Source organism: Pseudomonas xantholysinigenes (genome assembly GCF_014268885.2).
Lineage (GTDB): Bacteria > Pseudomonadota > Gammaproteobacteria > Pseudomonadales > Pseudomonadaceae > Aquipseudomonas > Aquipseudomonas xantholysinigenes.
In genome coordinates, this window is the sequence record NZ_CP077095.1 from 4,254,238 (window position 1) to 4,277,259 (window position 23,022).

The 23,022-nt window shown below is 63.0% G+C and carries 20 protein-coding genes; 17 read left to right on the plus strand and 3 right to left on the minus strand.

The window, feature by feature from the left end:
* Positions 1–11 precede the first annotated feature (11 nt).
* The 3 genes from HU772_RS19000 to HU772_RS19010 all read left to right on the plus strand — a co-directional run bounded on the left by HU772_RS19000 (position 12) and on the right by HU772_RS19010 (position 4,751).
* On the plus strand, positions 12–2,714 hold the full coding sequence (locus HU772_RS19000; protein WP_186660043.1) for a [protein-PII] uridylyltransferase: 2,703 nt from the start codon (positions 12–14) through the stop codon (positions 2,712–2,714).
* 21 nt (positions 2,715–2,735) lie between these two features.
* Complete coding sequence (gene dapC, locus HU772_RS19005; protein ID WP_186660041.1) at positions 2,736–3,929, plus strand: succinyldiaminopimelate transaminase; 1,194 nt, start codon at positions 2,736–2,738, stop codon at positions 3,927–3,929.
* A 75-nt stretch (positions 3,930–4,004) separates the two neighbouring features.
* Positions 4,005–4,751: a M12 family metallopeptidase gene (locus tag HU772_RS19010; RefSeq protein ID WP_186660040.1), complete on the plus strand. Its 747-nt coding sequence runs from the start codon at positions 4,005–4,007 to the stop codon at positions 4,749–4,751.
* On the opposite strand, the gene HU772_RS19015 is transcribed toward HU772_RS19010, so the two are convergent.
* Positions 4,744–6,390 (minus strand): Na+/H+ antiporter, encoded by a 1,647-nt coding sequence (locus HU772_RS19015; protein ID WP_186660038.1) that lies wholly within the window; start codon positions 6,388–6,390, stop codon positions 4,744–4,746. The two genes, HU772_RS19010 and HU772_RS19015, sit on opposite strands and share 8 nt — an antisense overlap.
* A 237-nt stretch (positions 6,391–6,627) precedes the next feature.
* On the opposite strand from HU772_RS19015, the gene HU772_RS19020 reads away from it, so the two are divergent.
* The 6 genes from HU772_RS19020 to HU772_RS19045 all read left to right on the plus strand — a co-directional run bounded on the left by HU772_RS19020 (position 6,628) and on the right by HU772_RS19045 (position 10,441).
* The gene (locus HU772_RS19020) at positions 6,628–6,906 is read left to right on the plus strand and encodes a type II toxin-antitoxin system RelE/ParE family toxin (protein ID WP_186660036.1); all 279 of its coding nucleotides are present in this window, start codon (positions 6,628–6,630) and stop codon (positions 6,904–6,906) included.
* 8 nt (positions 6,907–6,914) lie between these two features.
* Positions 6,915–7,214: a HigA family addiction module antitoxin gene (locus tag HU772_RS19025; protein ID WP_186660034.1), complete on the plus strand. Its 300-nt coding sequence runs from the start codon at positions 6,915–6,917 to the stop codon at positions 7,212–7,214.
* 110 nt (positions 7,215–7,324) lie between these two features.
* Positions 7,325–7,672, plus strand: coding sequence for an ArsC family reductase (locus HU772_RS19030; RefSeq protein ID WP_186660032.1), 348 nt, complete (start codon positions 7,325–7,327; stop codon positions 7,670–7,672).
* Between the two features lie 41 nt (positions 7,673–7,713).
* On the plus strand, positions 7,714–8,748 hold the full coding sequence (gene dapD, locus HU772_RS19035) for a 2,3,4,5-tetrahydropyridine-2,6-dicarboxylate N-succinyltransferase (RefSeq protein WP_186660030.1): 1,035 nt from the start codon (positions 7,714–7,716) through the stop codon (positions 8,746–8,748).
* A gap of 80 nt (positions 8,749–8,828) precedes the next feature.
* Positions 8,829–10,034 carry an aminotransferase class V-fold PLP-dependent enzyme gene (locus HU772_RS19040; RefSeq protein WP_186660028.1) on the plus strand — a complete coding sequence of 402 codons (1,206 nt, stop codon included), beginning with the start codon at positions 8,829–8,831 and terminating at the stop codon, positions 10,032–10,034.
* The gene (locus HU772_RS19045; protein WP_186660027.1) at positions 10,031–10,441 is read left to right on the plus strand and encodes a SufE family protein; all 411 of its coding nucleotides are present in this window, start codon (positions 10,031–10,033) and stop codon (positions 10,439–10,441) included. Before HU772_RS19040 ends, HU772_RS19045 begins: the two co-directional genes overlap by 4 nt.
* A 92-nt stretch (positions 10,442–10,533) precedes the next feature.
* Here the strand turns inward: HU772_RS19045 and tcdA are convergent, their stop codons facing one another.
* Positions 10,534–11,343, minus strand: a complete 810-nt coding sequence (gene tcdA / locus HU772_RS19050) for a tRNA cyclic N6-threonylcarbamoyladenosine(37) synthase TcdA (protein WP_186660026.1) — start codon at positions 11,341–11,343, stop codon at positions 10,534–10,536.
* A gap of 235 nt (positions 11,344–11,578) precedes the next feature.
* Here tcdA and HU772_RS19055 point away from each other — a divergent pair, with 235 nt between their 5' ends.
* The 6 genes from HU772_RS19055 to HU772_RS19080 all read left to right on the plus strand — a co-directional run bounded on the left by HU772_RS19055 (position 11,579) and on the right by HU772_RS19080 (position 19,425).
* Positions 11,579–14,167 carry a glycosyltransferase gene (locus tag HU772_RS19055; protein ID WP_186660025.1) on the plus strand — a complete coding sequence of 863 codons (2,589 nt, stop codon included), beginning with the start codon at positions 11,579–11,581 and terminating at the stop codon, positions 14,165–14,167.
* A gap of 226 nt (positions 14,168–14,393) precedes the next feature.
* On the plus strand, positions 14,394–14,714 hold the full coding sequence (locus HU772_RS19060) for a hypothetical protein (RefSeq protein ID WP_186660024.1): 321 nt from the start codon (positions 14,394–14,396) through the stop codon (positions 14,712–14,714).
* 84 nt (positions 14,715–14,798) lie between these two features.
* The gene (locus HU772_RS19065) at positions 14,799–16,076 is read left to right on the plus strand and encodes a hypothetical protein (protein ID WP_186660023.1); all 1,278 of its coding nucleotides are present in this window, start codon (positions 14,799–14,801) and stop codon (positions 16,074–16,076) included.
* A gap of 991 nt (positions 16,077–17,067) precedes the next feature.
* Positions 17,068–18,219 carry a succinyl-diaminopimelate desuccinylase gene (gene dapE / locus HU772_RS19070; protein ID WP_186660022.1) on the plus strand — a complete coding sequence of 384 codons (1,152 nt, stop codon included), beginning with the start codon at positions 17,068–17,070 and terminating at the stop codon, positions 18,217–18,219.
* Positions 18,219–19,031 carry a putative RNA methyltransferase gene (locus HU772_RS19075; protein ID WP_186660021.1) on the plus strand — a complete coding sequence of 271 codons (813 nt, stop codon included), beginning with the start codon at positions 18,219–18,221 and terminating at the stop codon, positions 19,029–19,031. Before dapE ends, HU772_RS19075 begins: the two co-directional genes overlap by 1 nt.
* A 16-nt stretch (positions 19,032–19,047) precedes the next feature.
* The gene (locus HU772_RS19080) at positions 19,048–19,425 is read left to right on the plus strand and encodes a hypothetical protein (protein ID WP_186660019.1); all 378 of its coding nucleotides are present in this window, start codon (positions 19,048–19,050) and stop codon (positions 19,423–19,425) included.
* 98 nt (positions 19,426–19,523) lie between these two features.
* Here HU772_RS19080 and HU772_RS19085 read toward each other — a convergent pair whose 3' ends face one another.
* Positions 19,524–19,733 (minus strand): cold-shock protein, encoded by a 210-nt coding sequence (locus HU772_RS19085; protein WP_011535295.1) that lies wholly within the window; start codon positions 19,731–19,733, stop codon positions 19,524–19,526.
* A 227-nt stretch (positions 19,734–19,960) separates the two neighbouring features.
* Here HU772_RS19085 and plsB point away from each other — a divergent pair, with 227 nt between their 5' ends.
* Both plsB and HU772_RS19095 read left to right on the plus strand, forming a co-directional pair.
* Positions 19,961–22,450 carry a glycerol-3-phosphate 1-O-acyltransferase PlsB gene (gene plsB, locus HU772_RS19090; protein WP_186660017.1) on the plus strand — a complete coding sequence of 830 codons (2,490 nt, stop codon included), beginning with the start codon at positions 19,961–19,963 and terminating at the stop codon, positions 22,448–22,450.
* A gap of 142 nt (positions 22,451–22,592) precedes the next feature.
* Positions 22,593–22,991 carry a YbaY family lipoprotein gene (locus HU772_RS19095; protein ID WP_186660015.1) on the plus strand — a complete coding sequence of 133 codons (399 nt, stop codon included), beginning with the start codon at positions 22,593–22,595 and terminating at the stop codon, positions 22,989–22,991.
* Positions 22,992–23,022: the final 31 nt, after the last annotated feature.

The window sequence follows — 23,022 nt, forward strand, 5'->3', positions numbered from 1 at the left end:
AACGCGACTCGATGCCCCAGGTGGATCCCGAGCTGTTCGACCGCGGCCAGTTCCAGGCGGAACTGGCCCTCAAGGCAAGCCCCATCGCTGCTTTCAAGAAAGCCATCCGCATGGCCAGCGAGGTGCTCGACAAGCGTTTTCGCGAGGGCCGGGAAATCCGCCGCCTGATCGAGGACCGCGCCTGGTTCGTCGATAACATCCTGCAGCAGGCCTGGCACCAGTTCGACTGGGGCAACCCCGATGGCATCGCCCTGGTCGCCGTCGGTGGTTACGGTCGCGGTGAACTGCACCCCTACTCCGACATCGACCTGCTGATCCTGCTCGATGCCGCCGAGCACGAGCAGTACCGCGACGCCATCGAGCGTTTCCTCACGCTGTTGTGGGATATCGGCCTGGAAGTCGGCCAGAGCGTGCGCACCGTCGATGAATGCGCCGAACAGGCCCGCGCCGACCTGACGGTCATCACCAACCTGATGGAAAGCCGCACCATCGCCGGCCCCGAGCCCCTGCGCCAGCGCATGCTCGATGCCACCAGCACCGCCCACATGTGGCCAAGCAAGGCGTTCTTCCTGGCCAAACGCGCCGAACTCAAGGCACGCCACCACAAGTACAACGACACCGAGTACAACCTCGAACCGAACGTCAAGGGCGGCCCCGGCGGCCTGCGCGATATCCAGACGGTGCTCTGGGTGGCCCGGCGCCAGTACGGCACCCTCAACCTGCACGCCCTGGCCGGCGAGGACTTCCTGCTGGAAAGCGAGAACGAACTGCTGGCCTCGTCCCAGGCCTTCCTCTGGCGCGTGCGTTATGCCCTGCACATGCTCGCCGGCCGCGCCGAGGACCGCCTGCTGTTCGACCACCAGCGCAGCGTCGCCGCGTTGCTGGGCTACAGCGACGACAACCCCAAGCGCGCCATCGAACAGTTCATGCAGCAGTACTACCGGGTGGTGATGAGCATCAGCCAGCTGTGCGACCTGATCATCCAGCACTTCGAGGAAGTAATCCTCGCCGATGACGACAGTGGCACCACCCAGCCGATAAACGCGCGCTTCCGCCTGCACGACGGCTACATAGAGGCGTCCAGCCCGAACGTCTTCCGCCGCACGCCGTTCGCCATGCTCGAGATCTTCGTGCTGATGGCCCAGCACCCCGAGATCAAGGGCGTGCGCGCCGACACCGTGCGCCTGCTGCGCGAACACCGGCACCTGATCGACGACAAGTTCCGTCACGATATCCGCAACACCAGCCTGTTCATCGAACTGTTCAAGTGCGAAATCGGCATCCACCGCAACCTGCGGCGGATGAACCGCTACGGCATTCTCGGCCGCTACCTGCCGGAGTTCGGCCTGATCGTCGGGCAGATGCAGCACGACCTGTTCCACATCTACACGGTCGACGCGCACACCCTCAACCTGATCAAGCACCTGCGCAAGCTGCAGTACACTCCGGTTTCGGAGAAATTCCCGCTGGCCAGCAAGCTCATGGGCCGCCTGCCCAAGCCCGAGCTGATCTACCTGGCCGGGCTGTACCACGACATCGGCAAGGGCCGCCAGGGCGACCACTCCGAGCTCGGCGCGGTGGATGCGCAAGCGTTCTGCGCGCGCCACCAGTTGCCCGCGTGGGACAGCCGCCTGATCGTCTGGCTGGTGCAGAACCACCTGGTAATGTCCACCACCGCCCAGCGCAAGGACCTCTCCGACCCGCAGGTGATCAACGATTTCGCCCTGCACGTGGGCGACGAGACCCGCCTTGACTACCTCTATGTGCTGACCGTCGCCGATATCAACGCCACCAACCCCAGCCTGTGGAACTCATGGCGCGCCAGCCTGCTGCGCCAGCTCTACACCGAGACCAAGCGCGCCCTGCGCCGGGGCCTGGAGAACCCGCTGGACCGCGAGGAGCAGATCCGCCAGACCCAGAGCGCGGCCCTGGACATCCTCATCCGCGAAGGCACCGACCCGGACGATGTCGAGCAGCTCTGGTCGCAACTGGGCGACGACTACTTCCTCAAGCACACCGCCGCCGACGTGGCCTGGCACAGCGACGCGATCCTCCAGCAGCCGGCCGACGGCGGCCCGCTGGTGCTGATCAAGGAAACCACCCAGCGCGAATTCGAAGGCGGCACGCAGATCTTCATCTACGCACCCGACCAGCACGATTTCTTCGCCGTGACCGTGGCCGCCATGGCCCAGCTCAACCTGAACATCCACGACGCGCGGATCATCACCTCGAGCAGCCAGTTCACCCTCGACACCTACATCGTGCTCGACAACGACGGCGGCTCGATTGGCGACAACCCGCAGCGGGTACGGCAGATCCGCGACGGCCTCAGCGAAGCGCTGCGCAATCCCGAGGACTACCCGACCATCATCCAGCGCCGGGTGCCGCGCCAGCTCAAGCACTTCACCTTCCCGCCACAGGTGACCATCCTCAACGACGCCCAGCGCCCGGTGACCGTGCTGGAGATCACCGCCCCGGACCGCCCCGGCCTGCTGGCGCGGATCGGACGGATCTTCCTGGAGTTCGACATCTCGCTGCAGAACGCCAAGATCGCCACCCTCGGCGAGCGCGTGGAAGACGTGTTCTTCATCACCGACGCCCACAACCAGCCGCTGTCCGACCCGCAGCTGTGCAGCCGCCTGCAGGAGGCCATCGTCCAGCAGTTGCAAGCCGGCCAGGCCAGCGACGCCAGCCCTACCCGCATGACCTTTTGACGATAACGAGACCTTGCGCCGATGAACCACGCCTTGACCCAGCTCCAGCCCTACCCGTTCGAGAAACTGCGCGCCCTGCTGGGCACCGTGAAGCCGGCCGCCGACAAACGCGCCATTGCCCTGTCGATCGGGGAGCCGAAGCATGAATCGCCGGCGTTCGTCGCCAAGGCCCTGGCCGACAACCTCGACAAGCTGGCGGTCTACCCCAGCACCCTGGGCCTGCCCGCACTGCGCCAGGCCATCGGCCAATGGTGCGAACACCGCTTCGGCGTGCCGAGCGGCTGGCTTGACGCCGACCGCCACATCCTGCCGGTCAACGGCACCCGCGAAGCACTGTTCGCCTTCACCCAGGCGGTGGTCAACCGTGCCGACGACGGCCTGGTGGTCAGCCCCAACCCGTTCTACCAGATCTACGAAGGCGCGGCGCTGCTCGCCGGCGCCACCCCGCACTACCTGCCGTGCCTGGAAAGCAACGGCTTCAACCCGGACTTCGACGCCGTGCCGGCCGAGGTCTGGCAGCGCTGCCAGATCCTGTTCCTGTGCTCGCCAGGCAACCCCACTGGCGCCCTGGTGCCGATGGACACGCTGAAGAAACTGATCGCCCTGGCCGACGAGCACGACTTCGTGATCGCCGCCGACGAATGCTACAGCGAGCTGTATTTCGACGAGGACGCCCCACCACCGGGCCTGCTGAGCGCCTGCGCGGAACTTGGCCGCAACGATTTTGCCCGTTGCGTGGTGTTCCACAGCCTGTCCAAGCGCTCCAACCTGCCGGGCCTGCGCTCGGGCTTCGTTGCCGGCGACGCCTCGATCATCAAGCCGTTCCTGCTGTACCGCACCTATCACGGCTGCGCGATGCCGGTGCAGACCCAGCTGGCCAGCGTCGCCGCCTGGCAGGACGAAGCCCATGTACGCGCCAACCGTGACCAGTACCGCGCCAAGTACGATGCCGTGCTCGAGATCCTGCAGCCGGTGCTGGATGTGCAACGCCCGGATGGCAGCTTCTACCTGTGGGCCAAGGTCCCGGGCTGCGATGCCGACTTCACCCGCGACCTGTTCGAAGCCGAGCATGTGACGGTAGTGCCGGGCTCGTACCTGTCCCGCGAAGTCGATGGCGTGAACCCTGGCGCCGGCCGCGTGCGCATGGCGCTGGTCGCGCCACTGGCCGAATGCATCGAGGCGGCAGAGCGCATCCGAGCGTTCCTGAGCCGCTGACACGGCAGCATTATCTACCGCACGCAGGCAGGCCAGCAGCGGAAAACTCCGGGTTTTCAACCGCGGAGTTTTCCCATGCCTGAATTGATCTTTTCCCGCCCCCTGAAGCCTGCAGACCCACATTTCGCCGAACAACTGGCGCGACTGGAGAACCCTGGCAACAGCCCCACGCGTTCCGGTGGCCGACAAAAACGCGCCCTGGCCATCACTCGTAAACTGTGGCGCCCTGGCCGCACGCTGAAGGTGTCATTCCTCGGCAGCCCCGACGCGGCCCTGAAGTCGGCGATTTTCCGTACTGCGTCGCAATGGCTGACACGTTCGGGCGCCAACCTGGCCCTGGCCCTGAGCACGGACAATGACCCACGAGCGCAGATCAGAGTCCGCACCGGCAGATCGCTGCCACGCAACGAGTCCTGCGCCGGAACCGACGCACTGGCCATGCCTGCCGAAACCATGAACCTCAACGTCGAACCCGGCGATGCCGCCTTCGAACATGTTGTCCTGCACGAATTCGGCCATGCCCTGGGGGCGGAACACGAACACCAGCACCCCGAGGCCAGCATTCCATGGAACGTGGAGGCGGTCGTGCACGCGGCCGCTACGCAAAGCGGCTGGACCCGCCAACAGGTAATCGACGAGATGATCGCCAGGCAAGCCGACGTCGGCCTGCTGAGGACCCAATACGATCCTGGCTCGGTCATGCATTACCCGGTTCCCCAGGCGTTCACTCACGGTGACTGGGAGATTGGGCTGAACAGCCACTTGAGCGAAAAGGATCTGGCCTTCATGCGCCGGGCCTACCCGTTTCAGGCAGCTACCTGACCTGGCCCAGATTGGCCTCACTCATGTCCAATTCGCCCAGCACCTGCCTCACCACCTCATCCCCCACCAGGTGCTGGCGATGCAGTTCGTAGAGTTCCAGGCGCTGGGCGCGTAGCGCGCGCACGCGCAAACGGCGTTCCAGCAGGTCCATCTGCTCAGCCAGCGCCCGCGCCTCGGCAGTGTCGTTGTAGCTGTCCAGTTCATCCCGATATTCGGCCATCAGCCGCGCCTTGAGTTCGGTCGCCAGGGTCGCCTGGGCGGCATCCTGTGGCGCGTTGGCGTCGGTCACTTCTTCAGCCTCCAGGGCATGGATGGCCGCCTCGGCGGTGCGCCGCCAGGCCTCCTGGACTTCCTGGCGCAAACGCTCATCCGGGCTCTTGGTCACGCCGCGCAGCAGGATCGGCAAGGCGATCACGGCGCTGACCAGCGACAACAGAATCACCCCGGCGGCAATGAAGATCAGCAGATCGCGCTCGGGAAAGGCCTTGCCGGCGCCCATCAGCAGTGGCACCGACATCACGCCCGCGAGGGTCACCGCCCCGCGTACGCCACCAAAGGTCAACAGCCAGCAGGAACGCGCGGTCGGCATCATCACCAAGGCCGGCTTGCCCCGCCAGCGCCGCACCAGCCCGGTCATGCGCCAAATGCTCTGTACCCAGACGAAACGCAGCATCACCAGGGTGACGAAGATCGCCAGTACATCCAGGCAACGCCAGGCCAGGGTCGGCCAGACAGTCGCCTCGTCGGTGACCACGGCCTTGATGATGTCCGGCAACTGCAGCCCCAACAACAGGAAGATCAGGCCATTGAAGGCAAACTCCAGCAACGACCAGACACTCCGGTTGAGCAGGCGGGTGCTGGTCTGCCGCGGCAGCAGGTCAAGCCAGCTCTGCATCATGCCCGCGGCCACCGCCGAGAGGATGCCCGACACGCCTAGGCGCTCGGCCAGCACGTAGGCGGCGAAGGGCAGCAACAGCATGAACACCACATGGGTGGCCGGGTCGTCCCAGCCCCGAGTGATCATCCACATGCGCAGGCGCCCCACCAGCCAGCTGAGCGCCACGCCCACCGCCAAGCCGCCAAGGGCGACCAGGACAAAGGTCAGGCTGGCTTCGGCCAGCGAGAACACCCCGGTGACGGCCGCCACCAGGGCGAACTTGAACGTCACCAGGCCCGACGCGTCGTTCATCAGCGCCTCGCCCTGGAGCATGCGCATCAATGGGGTTGGCAGGCGATCCTGGGTGATGGCCGATACGGCCACGGCATCAGTGGGCGACAACACCGCCGCCAGGGCGAAGGCCACCGGCAACGGGATGCTGGGCAACAACCAGTGGATGAAATAGCCCGCGCCCACCACGGTGAACAGCACCAACCCCACGGCCAGGCCGACCACTGGCCCGCGCAGGCGCCACAGCTCGCGCTTGGGCATGCGCCAGCCATCGGCGAACAGCAGCGGTGGCAGGAACAGGAACAGGAACAGCTCCGGGTCCAGTGCCACGTGCAGGCCCAGGGTCGGCCAGGCCAACAAGGCGCCAGCGGCGATCTGCACCAGTGGCAACGGCAGTGGCAACAAGCGCCCCACCAGTTTCGACACGCTCACCAGCATCAGCAGGATAAGAACGGTATAGGCTGACTGCATCGGCAAGCTTCCTGTGTAATCCGAAAAACGACAGCGGAGGGCGAGACATCGCCATTGAAACAATATGTTAGCGGTCAGTATCGACAACCGACCGCTGCACGAAGGTCGCAGGCGCAGGGCAAATATGTAACACAATGATACATGGCGACGGCTGCCCCCTGGGCAGCACCGGCTTGAATCACTGAGCGAGCCGCGTATACTTCACCCATAACGAATAACGTTAAGCATTCAGATCGCATGATTCGAAGCTTCCGCTGCGCCGAGACGCAAACCTTGTTCACCACCGGCAAGACCCGCCGCTGGTCGCAGATCAAGTCCATCGCCGAGCGCAAGCTGGCCATGCTCGATGCCGCCAAGGCTCTGCGTGACCTGCGCTCGCCTCCCGGCAACCGCCTCGAACAGTTGTCCGGCGATCGCAGCGGGCAACACAGCATCCGAATCAACGATCAGTGCCGCATCTGCTTCAACTGGAGCGACGAAGGCCCGGCAAACGTTGAAATCATCGACTACCACTGAGGTGCATCATGCTCACTAACGGTATGCGTCCCATCCATCCCGGCGAAGTCCTGCGTGAGGACTTCCAGAAGGAACTGGGCCTGAGCGCCGCCGCCCTGGCACGCGCGCTCGGTGTCGCTACTCCAACCGTCAACAACATCCTGCGCGAACGCGGTGGCGTGTCCGCCGACATGGCGTTGCGCCTGTCGATCTGCCTGGACACCACGCCGGAGTTCTGGCTCAACCTGCAGTCAGCGTTCGATCTGCGCACCGCCCAACAACAGCATGGCGATGAAATCATCGGCTCAGTCCAGCGCCTGGTCGCCTGAGCCCCGCCATGGGCGTGGCGCGGTAACGATCGATACCGCATAATCCAGCAATCATTTTTCGGGAGATTCCGGGGAGGATCTGGGTTGACCAAGCCTTCCCGATGCATTCAATGACGTACACTCTTTACGGCATCAAAGCCTGCGACACCATGAAAAAGGCCCGCACCTGGCTTGAAGAAAAGGCCATCGGCTACGACTTCCACGACTACAAGACCCAAGGCATCGACCGCGACAGCCTCAACCGCTGGTGCGACGAGCACGGCTGGGAAGTCGTGCTGAACCGCGCCGGGACCACCTTCCGCAAGCTCGACGACGCCAGCAAGGCCGACCTCGACCAGGCCAAGGCCGTCGAACTGATGCTCGCCCAACCGTCGATGATCAAGCGCCCGGTGCTCGACCTTGGCGACCGCACCCTGGTCGGCTTCAAGCCCGACCAGTACGCCGCGGCGCTGGCCTGATCCCGCATTACGCTCCCCCCCTTTTCGCACGAGGTAATCGCATGTCTCAATCGCTGTTCAGCCTGGCCTTCGGTGTCGGCACCCAGAACCGCCAGGGCGCCTGGCTGGAAGTCTTCTACGCGCAGCCTGTGCTCAAGCCCTCCGCCGAGCTGGTCGCCGCGATCGCGCCGATCCTTGGTTACGAAGGCGGCAACCAGGCCATCGCCTTCACCACCGCCCAAGCCGCGCAACTGGCTGAAGCCGTGAAGGGCGTCGACGCCGCCCAGGCCGCCCTGCTGACCCGCCTGGCCGAAAGCCACAAGCCGCTGGTCGCCACCGTGCTGGCCGAGGACGCCGCGCTGGCCTCCACGCCAGAGGCCTACCTCAAGCTGCACCTGCTGTCGCACCGCCTGGTCAAGCCGCACGGTGTATCGCTGGCCGGCATTTTCCCGCTGCTGCCGAACGTCGCCTGGACCAACCAGGGCGCCATCGACCTGGCCGAACTGGCCGAACAGCAACTGGAAGCGCGCCTGAAGGGCGAGCTGCTGGAAGTGTTCTCGGTGGACAAGTTCCCGAAGATGACCGACTACGTGGTTCCGGCCGGCGTGCGCATCGCCGACACCGCCCGTGTGCGCCTGGGCGCCTACATCGGCGAAGGCACCACCATCATGCACGAGGGCTTCGTCAACTTTAACGCCGGCACCGAAGGCCCGGGCATGATCGAAGGTCGCGTGTCGGCCGGCGTGTTCGTTGGCAAGGGCTCGGACCTGGGCGGCGGCTGCTCGACCATGGGCACCCTGTCCGGTGGCGGCAACATCGTCATCAAGGTTGGCGAAGGCTGCCTGATCGGCGCCAACGCCGGTATCGGCATCCCGCTGGGCGACCGCAACACCGTCGAGGCCGGCCTGTACATCACCGCCGGCACCAAGGTGAACCTGCTGGATGAAAACAACCAGCTGGTCAAGGTGGTCAAGGCCCGCGACCTGGCCGGCCAGACCGACCTGCTGTTCCGCCGCAACTCGCTCAACGGCGCGGTGGAATGCAAGACCCACAAGTCGGCCATCGAGCTGAACGAGGCACTGCACGCCCACAACTGAGAACGTGCAGGTGTGAAGTGATAAGATCGGGTCTTGCCGTTACGGGCAGACCCGATTTTTCATTCCAGGCCCCCGCGATCATGTTCCAGCCCTCCCCCTGGCGTGCCGATTTTCCCGCCATCGCCGCATTGCACCGGCAGCACCAGACCTATCTGGACAGCGCCGCCACCACGCAGAAACCACAGGCCCTGCTCGACGCCCTGAGCCACTACTATGGCCATGGCGCGGCCAATGTGCACCGTGCCCAGCATCTGCCCGGCGCCCTGGCAACCCAGGCCTTCGAGGCGACCCGCGACAAGACCGCCGCCTGGCTCAACGCCGCCGACGCTCGGCAGATCGTCTTCACCCACGGTGCCACCTCTGCCCTGAACCTGTTGGCCTATGGCCTGGAACACCGCTTCGAGGCCGGCGATGAAATCGCCGTCAGCGCCCTGGAGCATCACGCCAACCTGTTGCCCTGGCAGCAGTTGGCACAGCGGCGCAACCTGCGCCTGGTGGTGCTGCCAGTGAACGATCACGGCCATGTCGACCTGGATCAGGCCCTGCAACTGATCGGCCCGCGCACCCGCCTGCTCGCCATCAGCCAGCTGTCCAACGTGCTGGGCACCTGGCAACCGCTGGCACCGCTGCTCAGCCATGCCCGCGCCCAGGGCGCGCTGAGCGTGGTCGATGGCGCCCAGGGCGTGGTGCATGGCCGTCACGATGTGCAACAGCTGGACTGTGATTTCTACGTGTTCTCCAGCCACAAGCTCTACGGCCCGGAAGGCGTCGGCGTGCTGTATGGCCGTGCCCAGGCACTGGCGCTGCTGCGCCACTGGCAGTTCGGCGGCGAAATGGTCCAGCTGGCGGACTACCAGAGCGCCAGCTTCCGTCCGGCGCCATTGGGATTCGAAGCCGGCACCCCGCCCATCGCCGGGGTGATCGGGCTGGGCGCCACCCTGGACTACCTGGCCAGCCTGGATGCCAATGCCGTCGCCAACCATGAAAGCAGCCTGCACCAACACCTGCTGCGTGGCCTGGCCGATCGCGAGGGCATTCGTGTGCTGGGGGCGCCACAAACAGCGTTGGTCAGTTTCGTCATCGAGGGCGTGCACAATGCCGATATCGCCCACCTGTTGACCGAACAAGGCATTGCCGTGCGTGCCGGGCATCATTGCGCCATGCCCTTGCTCAAGGGGCTGGGGTTGGACGGTGCGATCCGTGTTTCCCTCGGGCTCTATACCGACAGCGATGACCTGCAACGCTTCTTCGACGCACTCGACCAGGGCCTGGAGCTGCTGCGATGAGCTTGTCGGCAGAGGCCAGCCAGGCGCTGGAAAGCTTCCAGCAGGCGCGCGGCTGGGAGCAGCGAGCGCGGTTGTTGATGCAGTGGGGTGATCGGCTGGAACCGCTGGACGACAGCGAGAAGACCGAGGCCAACCAAGTGCACGGCTGTGAAAGCCTGGTATGGCTGGTGGCCCGACAGGAAAATGGTCAATGGCATTACAAAGCCGCTAGTGATGCACGGCTGCTGCGCGGTTTGCTGGCACTACTGCTGGTGCGGGTGCAAGGCCTGGCCAGTGATGAACTGGCCGCAGTCGATCTGGGCGACTGGTTCAGCAGCCTTGGGTTGGAGCGCCAGCTGTCGCCGTCGCGTAGCAATGGGCTGCATGCGGTGCTGTTGAAGATGACCGAGTTGGCGACCGCCCACTAAAGGCAGCACTCGCCCTTGTGGGAGCGGCCTTGCGCCGCGAAAGGGCTGCAAACAGCCCCGGCGATAATGATTACTCCGCAGCAAGGCCGCTCCTAGAGGGCCTTAACCCGCTCCGCCGGTCGCCGCGCCCCGGCCACCAACTTCTCCACCGCCTTGCTCGCCGCCACCATGCCGAAGCTGGCGGTGACCATCATCACCGCGCCAAACCCGCCCGCGCAATCCAGGCGCACCCCCTCGCCAACGAAGCTCTTCTGCAGGCACACGCTGCCATCGCCCTTGGGGTAGCGCAGCTGCTCGCTGGAGAACACACAAGGCACACCATAGTTGCGGCTGGTGTTGCGCGAGAAGTTGTAGTCCCGGCGCAAGGTCGAGCGCACCCGCGAAGCCAACGGGTCGTTGAAGGTCTTGTTCAGGTCGCCGATCTGGATCTGTGTCGGGTCGATCTGCCCACCGGCACCACCGGTGGTGACGACACCGATCTTGCGCCGCCGACACCAGGCGATCAACGCGGCCTTGGCCATCACGCTGTCGATGCAGTCGATGACGTAGTCCAACTGCTCGGTGATGTACTCGGCCATGGTCTCGCGCGTGACGAAATCGGCCACCGCATGCACCGTGCAAGCCGGGTTGATGGCGCGCAGGCGCTCGGCCATCACCTCGACCTTGGCGCGTCCGACCTGGCCCTCGAGGGCATGGGCCTGGCGGTTGGTGTTGCTGACGCAGACATCATCGAGGTCGAACAGGGTGATCTCGCCCACGCCGCTGCGGGCCATGGCTTCGGCCGCCCACGAGCCGACCCCGCCGATTCCGACGATGGCCACATGGGCCTGGCGCAGGCGCTGCAGGCCATCGTCGCCGTAGAGCCGGGCGACGCCGGCGAAGCGTGGGTCTTCTGTGCTCATGGTGCTACCTCGAAAAAACCGGCGCGCATTATAGGCCAAGCCGTCTGATTCGGGGACGGCGTTGGCAAGAGTCCGACCAAGCCTGCTTTAATGTCCTATCACGCAAGAAGATCTGAACGACAATCGAGCAGGCGCAGAACTTCATCCCAAGGCGAAAATCCAACACATGGCCTGCCTTGCCAGTGTAGGACTCGCAGCCCGACGCCCCGCTCCCTCTTCGGAACCAAGAACACCTATGTCATCACGCAAATTCGGTCTCAACCTAGTAGTGGTGCTGGCCATCGCCGCGCTGTTCACCGGGTTCTGGGCCCTGGTCAACCGCCCGGTATCCGCCCCCGCCTGGCCGGAACAGATTTCCGGTTTTTCCTACTCGCCATTCCGCCTGGGGCAAAGCCCGCAAAAGGGCCAGTACCCCAGCGAGGATGAGATTCGCCAGGATCTGGAGCAGCTCAACAAGCTGACCGACAACATCCGTATCTACACCGTCGAGGGCACCCAGGCCGAAGTCCCGCGCCTGGCCGAGGAGCTTGGCCTGCGGGTGACCCTGGGCATCTGGATCAGCAACGACCTGGAGCGCAACGAGCGCGAAATCGAAAAAGCCATCGGCCTGGCCAACACCTCACGCAGCGTGGTGCGGGTGGTGGTCGGCAACGAGGCGCTGTTCCGCGAAGAGGTCACCACCGCGCAGCTGATCGGTTACCTCGACCGGGTCCGCGCCGCGGTCAAGGTGCCAGTGACCACCAGTGAGCAGTGGCATATCTGGAAGGAACACCCCGAGCTGGCCAAGCACGTCGACCTGATCGCCGCGCACATCCTGCCGTACTGGGAATTCGTGCCGATGAAGGACTCGGTGCAGTTCGTCCTCGACCGCGCCCGCGAGCTGCGCAAGCAGTTCCCGCGCAAGCCGCTGCTGCTCTCGGAAGTCGGCTGGCCAAGCAACGGCCGCATGCGCGGCGGCGCCGACGCCACCCAGGCCGACCAGGCCATTTACCTGCGCACCCTGGTCAACACCCTCAACCGCCGTGGCTACAACTACTTCGTCATCGAAGCCTACGACCAACCGTGGAAGGCCAGCGACGAAGGCTCGGTAGGTGCCTACTGGGGCGTATACAACGCCGAGCGCCAGCAGAAATTCAACTTCGAGGGGCCGATCGTGGCGATCCCGCAGTGGCGCGCCCTGGCCGTGGCCTCGGTGGTGCTGGCGATGATCGCCCTGGCCATCCTGCTGATCGACGGCTCGGCGCTGCGCCAGCGTGGGCGGACCTTCCTCACTTTCATCACCTTCCTGTGCGGCTCGGTCCTGGTGTGGATCGCCTACGACTACAGCCAGCAATACAGCACCTGGTTCAGCCTGACCGTGGGCGTGCTGCTGGCGCTCGGCGCCCTGGGCGTGTTCATCGTGCTGCTGACCGAAGCCCATGAGCTGGCCGAGGCGGTGTGGATCCACAAACGTCGCCGGGAGTTCCTGCCGGTGCAGGGCGATAGCGCCTATCGCCCCAAAGTATCTGTGCATGTGCCGTGCTACAACGAGCCGCCAGAGATGGTCAAGCAGACCCTCGACGCCCTCGCCGCCCTGGACTATCCGGACTACGAAGTGCTGGTGATCGACAACAACACCAAGGACCCGGCGGTGTGGGAACCATTGCAGGCCCATTGCGAAAAACTCGGCGAGCGCTTCAAGTTCTTCCATGTCGCGCCCCTGGCCGGCTTCAAGGGCGGCGCGCTGAACTACCTGATCCCGCACACGGCCCAGGATGCCGAGGTGATCGCGGTGATCGACTCGGACTACTGCGTCGACCGCAACTGGCTCAAGCACATGGTGCCGCATTTCGCGGACCCGAAGATCGCCGTGGTGCAATCGCCTCAGGACTACCGCGACCAGCACGAGAGTGCCTTCAAGAAACTGTGCTACAGCGAGTACAAGGGCTTCTTCCATATCGGCATGGTCACCCGCAACGACCGTGACGCGATCATCCAGCACGGCACCATGACCATGACCCGTCGCGCGGTGCTCGAAGAGCTGGGCTGGGCCGAGTGGTGCATCTGCGAGGACGCCGAGCTGGGCCTGCGCGTGTTCGAGAAAGGCTTGTCGGCCGCCTATGCCCACAACAGCTACGGCAAGGGCCTGATGCCCGACACCTTCATCGACTTCAAGAAGCAGCGCTTCCGCTGGGCCTATGGCGCCATCCAGATCATCAAGCACCATGCCGGCGCCTTGCTGCGCGGCAAGGGCAGCGAGCTGACCCGCGGCCAGCGCTACCACTTCCTGGCCGGCTGGCTGCCGTGGATCGCTGACGGCATGAACATCTTCTTCACCGTCGGCGCGCTGCTGTGGTCGGCGGCGATGATCATCGTGCCGCACCGGGTCGATCCGCCACTGATGATGTTCGCCATCCCGCCGCTGGCGTTGTTCTTCTTCAAGGTCGGCAAGATCGTCTTCCTCTACCGCCGCGCGGTGGGGGTCAACATGAAAGATGCCTTCGCCGCCGCGCTGGCGGGGCTGGCGCTGTCGCACACCATCGCCAAGGCGGTGCTGTACGGGTTCTTCACCAGCAGCATGCCGTTCTTCCGCACACCGAAGAACGCCGACAGCCATGGGCTGCTGGTGGCGATTTCCGAGGCCCGCGAAGAGCTGTTCATCATGTTGTTGCTGTGGGGCGCGGCGCTGGGGATCTACCTGGTGCAGGGGCTGCCGAGTTCGGACATGCGCTTCTGGGTGGCGATGCTGCTGGTGCAGTCGCTGCCATACCTGGCGGCGCTGGTGATGGCGCTGCTGTCGTCGTTGCCGAGACCCGAAGGCCATCCCGTGACGGACGTTGCCTGACCCACACATTAAATAAGGTGACCCGCAACTGGCAATTCTGTCAGTTGCGGATCACTTGGTGGGGCGCTTTACTAAACTGACGAAGCCTACTGAAGTTTGTAGCGTCAAGGAAAGGAAACCATCAAGAACAGCGACTTGATATAAATGCGAGTCACGCCTTGATCAGCAAGAAATACACACACCATGTCTACCTTTGCCACTTGTTTCGAGTTCAAAGGAACAAACAATGGACAGTTTAGCTAACAATATGTCTAACCGAGTAACGGCAACCAGTAGCTTTTCACTCTCAATAGAAGACAGCATACAAGGCTTCATCATGGTCGACGGTAGCGAATACATTCTTCCCGCACAGCTTCAAACCTGGGCAAAATTCGCACTTGAGTGCTGGATCTCCACCAATACAGGAACATACTTCGGCGGTGGACGCAACGTTCATTTCAATAAACCTGACATCACCGTTGAGCACGTCAACGACACAATAAGAAAAACTTACATTACAGCTAACCGAAATACAAACCACTACCCACCATATAGCGTAGAACCCTAACTACATCCAGCCTGTATAACTGAGCCCTGGCACAGGAAATCCGGCATAAACGCGACGTGATTTCTCCGTCACCGAGGCATGGCCATGATCAGATCAAACAAAAAAAACCTGACAACGGTCATTCTGCTCTCCATATTTTTCCTCCTGCCAAGTAAGCTTTCTGCTGCTTCACCCACTGGCAGTTCAATCGCACTCTATGAATTCGAGCCGGCCGTCAGCCGCAATGCCATTGAGCAGTTGCCAAGCACAGAAAAATCTCCCGAACTAACTGCCTTACTCGCTGAACCGACTACCAAGGAAATCAGTCTGGTACGGGTCAATCTTGATGCGGTAAAAGAAAATAACAAGATATTGTCCATCACGTTACCTGATCGTCAGGAAGTACCCTTCGTGCAGGACTACTTCGAGATCACCGCCGAAGGCACAACTGTCTGGGCCGGCGCCCCTCCCTCTGATCGCAGGCAGCGCTTCCCATCCCCCTCCGAAGTGAAGCGGGACCCACTGAACATGCTGTTCATCCAGCATTACGGCGATCACGTACGTGGCGAGATCCGCCTGGCCGGACAGGCCTACCGGCTTGAACCGGCAGGCGCCGGCTTGCATGCCTTGCTCAAGGTGGATCAGGGGCAGACGACCTGCGAGCCGGTCACCGAGAGCGACAACCTGCCAGCAACACCCGCGCCCACCACCAACCGCGCAGCACGCAGCACCATCACCTATCTCATCGTCAGTACCGATGAAGCACGCAAAAAAAATTCACTCATAGAAGAACGCATCGAGAACAGCATGAAGTTTGCGCAGCGGTTTCTGGATAACAGTGATATCGATATCACCTTCGAGAAAGCCGGCTACTACGCGGCCACCTACAGCGAAAATGGAAAAACCAGCAACACCGTACTGAGAGACCTCCGGGACACCTCTGCGGAACCTGGAAAGTCAGTATTGGCCGAGCGCGAACGAGTGCGTGCCGATATCGTGATCGTCGCCGCGGGACTGGTCGATGGCACCTCCTACAGGGATGCGCGCAAGGAAACGGCCTTTGCACTTGTAAAAACGAATAGCGTGGCCGAAGAAATCATCCATCAGGTCGGCCATGTCCTGGGGGCAGATCACATATGGAAAGAAGGCGATCCCGAATTCGAGCCGCCTTATAAGTTCGGCTATCTCATGAACTTCATGGGAGGTACCAAGGGGAGTAACACCTTGATGGGGCAGTACGAAAACTGTGGCGGCTGCGGCATGGCTTCTATTTTTTCAAACCCCAGAGAAACCTATGTAGGGCATCCCACAGGCACCGTTGAGCATAACGATGTCGCGCGACGCTTTAATGAACGACGCACCGAAGTAGAAAATTTTTATTGATCGGCGACTTACGCAACAATCACGAACCTTATCGACCTACCACAGGAGATAAATAACATGCCAGCTACAGAAATACTATCCGAGATGTACGCAGGCGTATTTTCCCTATCCGCTTCCGACACAACCTCAACATTGATTTTCAGATCACTCTCCATAAACCCTCCATATGAACGTCAAGTGCCTGCAGACTTAGTTGGCTGGGCAAAAACCATCTGTGAGTACCACCTAAATTTTCCCGGGAAATTTAGGATACTCGTACGATATGACACCCAAATTGTTCGCCAACTTTTCTTAGAAGTCCCCAACATCAGAGTCCTAGAACAAAACACAGGCTCGCTTTGAGTCGAACACCAAAGATAAAACTTTTCCACTCTACAGATTTTCCCTCCCAAGGGACAGACGAGCCTCACAACGTTGCCAGGCAATTTAATAAGCAAAGGGGAATCATGGATAAATTTTACTGAACTACCAAAATCAACAACACGCACCAAAATCTTCGTAGCAACACCCTACCAAAACACATACTGCCCCAGGAGAATCCAATGAGCCAGCCAACAGCACTTCAAACAACAGTAGCAAGTAAAAGCTTCTCGCTATCGATAGAGGAAGGCATACAGAGCACCATAAAGATAGATGGCATTGACTTCATAGTCCCCCAACAGCTTACAGCATGGGCAAAATATGCATTCGAATGTTGGTTAAATATATTAGACACTAACAACTCTAGCGCAACCTCAAGCAAACCAGGCATTCAAATCGAGCACGAAGGAAGAATAGTAAGACAACTATTTATCACTGCCAGGGCCAACAGCAACTACCCTAGAACCTAAATAACGATCTCAACAGTGAAATATTCGGAGATATCAACGGTAGCCCCTCTCGCGGGGGATGCTCTAAAAACATCCCCCCAATCCCCGTGCCCACTGCTGCCATTTGATATAAGATAACGCCCCTCAGTTCCCCCCGCCTTGCCTTGCCCCGGAGTCCTTCAATGACGGCCCCAGCCGAGCTTTCGCCTACCCTGCAACTGGCCTGCGACCTGATCCGCCGCCCCTCGGTCACCCCGCTCGACGCCGACTGCCAGACCCAGATGATGAACCGCCTGAGCGCCATCGGCTTTCAACTCGAGCCAATGCGCATCGAGGACGTCGACAACTTCTGGGCCACCCACGGCAACCAGGAAGGTCCGGTACTGTGCTTCGCCGGGCACACCGACGTGGTCCCCACCGGCCCCGTGCAGCAATGGCAGCATGAGCCATTCGAGGCGCTGATCGACGCCGACGGCATGCTCTGTGGCCGTGGCGCCGCCGACATGAAGGGCAGCCTGGCGTCGATGGTAGTGGCCAGCGAGCGCTTCGTGCAGGACTACCCGAACCACCGCGGCAAGATCGCCTTCCTCATCACCAGCGACGAGGAAGGCCCGGCCCACCATGGCACCAAGGCCGTGGTCGAGCGCCTTAAGGCACGTAACGAACGCCTGGACTGGTGCATCGTCGGCGAACCGTCCAGCACCACCCTGCTCGGCGACGTGGTCAAGAATGGCCGCCGTGGCTCGCTCGGCGCGACCCTGACCGTACGCGGCAAGCAGGGCCATGTGGCCTATCCGCACCTGGCGCGCAACCCGATCCACCTGGCCGCCCCGGCCCTCGCGGAACTGGCCGCCGAGCACTGGGACGAAGGCAATGCGTTCTTCCCGCCGACCAGCTTCCAGATCTCCAACCTCAACTCCGGTACCGGCGCCACCAACGTGGTCCCGGGCGAGCTGACCGCGCTGTTCAACTTCCGCTTCTCCACCGAGTCGACGGTCGAAGGCCTGCAGCAGCGCGTCGCGGCGATCCTCGACAAGCATCAGCTGGAATGGAGCATCGACTGGGCGCTGTCGGGCCTGCCCTTCCTCACCGAGCCGGGCGAGCTGCTCGATGCGGTGTCGTCGAGCATCAAGGCGGTCACCGGTCGCGAAACCCGCCCATCGACCAGCGGCGGCACCTCCGACGGCCGCTTCATCGCCACCATGGGCACCCAGGTGGTCGAGCTCGGCCCGGTCAACGCCACCATCCACCAAGTGGACGAGCGCATCCTGGCCAGCGACCTCGACCTGCTGACCGAAATCTACTACCAGACCCTGGTACGGTTGCTCGCCTGATGCTCGCCTGCCCTCTCTGCCAGGCGCCCCTGGCGCATCTCGACAACGGCGTGGCCTGCCCGGCCGGCCACCGTTTCGACCGTGCCCGCCAGGGTTACCTGAACCTGCTGCCGGTGCAGCACAAGAACAGCCGCGACCCCGGCGACAACCAGGCCATGGTCGAAGCCCGCCGCGACTTCCTCGACGCCGGCCACTATGCGCCGGTGGCCGAGCGCCTGGCGCAGTTGGCCGCCGAACGCCAGCCGAATACCTGGCTGGACATCGGCTGCGGCGAAGGCTACTACACCGCGCAGATCGCCCAGGCCCTGCCGGCAGCCGACGGCTATGCCCTGGACATCTCTCGCGAGGCGGTCAAGCGCGCCTGCCGCCGCGCCCCCGAGGTGACCTGGATGGTGGCCAGCATGGCCCGCGTGCCCATGGCCGACGCCAGCTGCGGCTTCATCGCCAGCGTGTTCAGCCCGCTGGACTGGGCCGAAGCCAAGCGCTTGCTCGCCCCCGGCGGCGGCCTGATGCGCGTCGGGCCGACCAGCGGCCACCTGATGGAACTGCGCGAGGTGCTCTACGATGAAGTGCGCCCGTACGCCGACGACAAGCACCTGGCGCTGGTGCCACAAGGCATGCACCACGCCCACAGCGAAATCCTCGAGTTTCGCCTGAGCCTGGCCCAGGCCAAGGCCCGCGCCGACCTGCTGGCCATGACCCCGCACGGCTGGCGCGCCAGCGCCGAGAAGCGCGCACGAGTGATCGACCAGCCCGAGCCCTTCGAGGTCACCGTTTCCATGCGTTATGACTATTTCGTGCGTCAAGACTGAGCACACTGGAGCCCCCATGCGTCAACCCGATATCGAGATCTACCTCAAGGACGACGACGTCGATCACAAGCAGATCGCCGACTGGCTCGCCCAGGCCCTGGGCCCGTGCAGCGAATGGAAGCAGAAAGGCCAGACCTTCAAGTGCATGGCCGGTAACATTCCGGTCACTTGGTTACCCAAGGCTGTGGGGAAATGGAACAGCCTGTACCTGGAGAGCGACCAGACCCCCTGGGACGACGACATCGCCTGCGCCCGCGCGGCGTTCGCCGCGCTCAACGTCGAAGTGCGTTGCGCGCCGGGTAGCTGGAGCGAGGAAGATGGTGAAGAAGATGCCGACCGCTGGGTCCGCATCAGCGCCGACGGTGAACAGGAAATCACCTGGCGCACGAGCTGAAGCGTCAAGTACTGAGCTGCAAGCTCCAAGTTCGATCGCATCAGGCTGCAAGCTTCACGGATAGCTTGCAGCTTGAAGCTTACCGCTTGAGACGGCGGTCAGAGACCGACGACGTCTTCAGCCTGCAGGCCTTTCTGGCCTTGCACGAGGGCGTATTCGACCTGCTGTCCCTCGACCAGGGTGCGATGCCCCTCACCGCGGATAGCCCGATAGTGGACGAACACATCCGCACCACCCTCGCGCTGAATGAAGCCATAACCCTTGGCATCGTTGAACCACTTCACATTCCCAGTCTCACGAGACGACATCTGAACTACTCCGGATTTTTATTTTGAAGATCGCCTTGCAGGCAGGGGCTCCACGCCCATGCCAACGCCGCTTGCCCGAACTATCTTGCAAGTGGCAGGCCGAGTATATGACACGAAACAAAAAAAATTCATGACGGCCTGGAGAATGGCCGAATTTTGCTGAACTTACGCAGATACGGCAGACTAACCGCCTGTAAAACACCGAAACTTCACCAGGGCCCGACCCCATGACCCGTTCCCCCCTGCGCCGTCTCATCTTCGGCGCCCTGCGTCGCGTGCTGTACCTGTGGGTGCGCTCCGAGACCATCAACCAGTCCTCGCTCACCCTCAAGCTCGACCGCAGCCGCCCGGTGTTCTACGCCCTGCCCTCGCCGTCGCTCACCGACCTGGCCGTCATCGACCACGAATGCACCAAAGCGGGGCTGCCGCGCCCAGTGTTGCCGGTCAGCGTCGGCCCGTTGCAGGAGCCGGCCGCGTTCTTCTACCTGACCCCCGACCCCGACTGGCTCGGTCGTCACGACAAGCGCGGCGCGCCGCCCACGCTCGAGCGCCTGGTCGCGGCGATCAGCCAGCACGCCGAGGAAGACGCCCAGATCATCCCGGTCAGCGTGTTCTGGGGCCAGACCCCAGCCAGCGAATCGAGCCCATGGAAGCTACTGTTCGCCGACAGCTGGGCGGTCACCGGCCGCCTGCGGCGCCTGCTCAGCGTGCTGATCCTCGGACGCAAGACCCGCGTGCAGTTTTCCGCCCCGATCCACCTGCGCGAACTGGTCGCCCACAACAAGGGCCATGAACGCACCGTGCGCATGGCCCAGCGGGTCATGCGCGTGCATTTCCGCAACCTCAAGACGGCGGTGATCGGCCCGGACATCTCGCACCGGCGCAACCTGGTCAAGGGCCTGGTGCACGACCCGCTGGTGCGCCAGGCGATCAGCGACGAGGCCGACCGCGAGAAGATCCCCTACGCCAAGGCCGAGGCCAAGGCGCTGCACTATGGCAACGAGATCGCCTCGGACTACACCTACACCGCCATCCGCTTCCTCGAAGTGGTGCTCAGCTGGTTCTGGAACAAGATCTACGACGGCATCAAGGTCAACCATATCGAGCAGGTGCAAGGCATCGCCCCGGGCCACGAAGTGATCTATGTGCCCTGCCACCGCAGCCATATCGACTATCTGCTGCTGTCCTACCTGCTGTTCCGCAATGGCCTGACGCCGCCGCACATCGCCGCCGGCATCAACCTCAACATGCCGGTGATCGGAGGCCTGCTGCGCCGTGGCGGGGCGTTCTTCATGCGCCGCACGTTCAAGGGCAACCCGCTGTACACAGCAGTGTTCAACGAGTACCTGCACACCCTGTTCACCAAGGGTTTCCCGGTCGAGTACTTCGTCGAGGGCGGTCGCTCGCGCACCGGGCGCATGCTGCAACCACGCACCGGCATGCTGGCGATCACCCTGCGCAGCTTCCTGCGCTCCTCGCGCACGCCGATCGTCTTCGTGCCGGTGTACATCGGCTACGAGCGGGTACTTGAAGGGCGCACCTACCTCGGCGAGCTGCGTGGTGCGAGCAAGAAGAAAGAATCGATCTTCGACATCTTCAAGGTCATCGGTGCGCTCAAGCAGCGCTTCGGCCAGGTCTACGTCAACTTCGGCGAACCGATCCGCCTCAACAACTTCCTCGACGAACAGCAACCCGGCTGGCGCGATCAGCCGCTCGGCCCGCAGTTCCGCCCGGCCTGGCTCAACGACACCACCACCCGCCTGGGCGAGACGGTTGCCCGTCACCTCAACGAGGCGGCGGCGATCAACCCGGTCAACCTGGTGGCCCTGGCGCTGCTCTCGACCACCCGCCTGGCCCTGGACGAACGCGCCCTGACCCGGGTGCTCGACCTGTACCTGGCCTTGCTGCGCCAGGTGCCCTACTCGCCGCACACCACCCTGCCAGAAGGCGACGGCAAGGCGCTGATCGAGCATGTACTGGGCATGGACCTGCTGGCCGAGCAGAAGGACGCGCTGGGTCGCATCCTCTACCTGGACGAAGCCAACGCGGTGCTGATGACCTACTACCGCAACAACGTGCTGCACATCTTCGCCCTGCCGGGGCTGCTGGCGAGCTTCTTCCTCAGCAGCTCGCGCATGAGCCGCGAGCTGCTGGGCCGGTATGTGCGGGCGTTGTATCCGTACCTGCAGGCCGAGCTGTTCCTGCGCTGGACGCCCGAGCAACTGAACGAGGTGATCGACCAGTGGCTGACGGCGCTGGTCGCGCAGGGCCTGCTGCGCCAGGAGGGCGAGCTGTACATGCGCCCGGCGCCAAGCTCGCGGCAATTCGTGCTACTGACCCTGCTGGCACGGACCATCACCCAGACCTTGCAGCGCTTCTACATGGCCACCTCGTTGCTGCTAAACAGCGGCCAGCACACGCTGAATGCCGAGGAGCTGGAAGAGTTGTGCGTGATGATGGCCCAGCGCCTGTCGATCCTGCACGGGCTCAACGCCCCGGAGTTCTTCGACAAGACCCTGTTCCGCCACTTCATCCAGACCCTGGTGCGCGAAGGCGTGCTGCAACCCGATGGCGACGGCAAGCTGGGCTACCACGACAAGCTCGCCGAGTTGGCCGAAGGCGTGGCCAAACGCGTGCTGTCGGCCGAGCTGCGCCTGTCGATTCGCCAGGTGGCGCTGCATCGGGATGAAACGCCCGAGCCTGAGGCCGTTGAGTGACGGATTCGCTGTAGGCTCCAGCCTTGCTGACGATGCGCCTGCAGGGTCGATCACCTCCGACGCGGCCTCTGTGCTGTACGTCAAAATCCGCTAAAGTCCATGAGGTTGGTCACAAGCCAGCCTCATGTACACCGGAGACACCATGAAAAAACTCTTGATGCTGTGTTGCGCCTCCCTGCTCGCAGCCTGCTCCAGCAACACTCCATCACCCCAGGCCAGCCTGGACGGCGAAGTCTTCTACTTGCAGCGCATGGCCCTGCCACCCACCGCCACCCTCAGCGTCGAGCTGCAGGACGTGTCGCTGATGGATGCTCCGGCCGTGACCCTGGCCCGGCAGGCCGGCCCGGTCAAAGGCAACGTGCCGCTGCCGTTCCACCTCGAATACGACCCGGCCCAGATCAAGCCCGGCCACCGCTATGCAGTGAGCGCGCGCATCGAGCTGGGCGGCAAGTTGCTGTTCATCAACACCGAGCACCACGGCGTCCAGCTCGACGGCAGCGATGCGCTGCCGCTGCGGGTCAAGGTCGACCCGGTCCGCTGAATCCGTTCGTTCCATTCTGCCCATAAGGAAA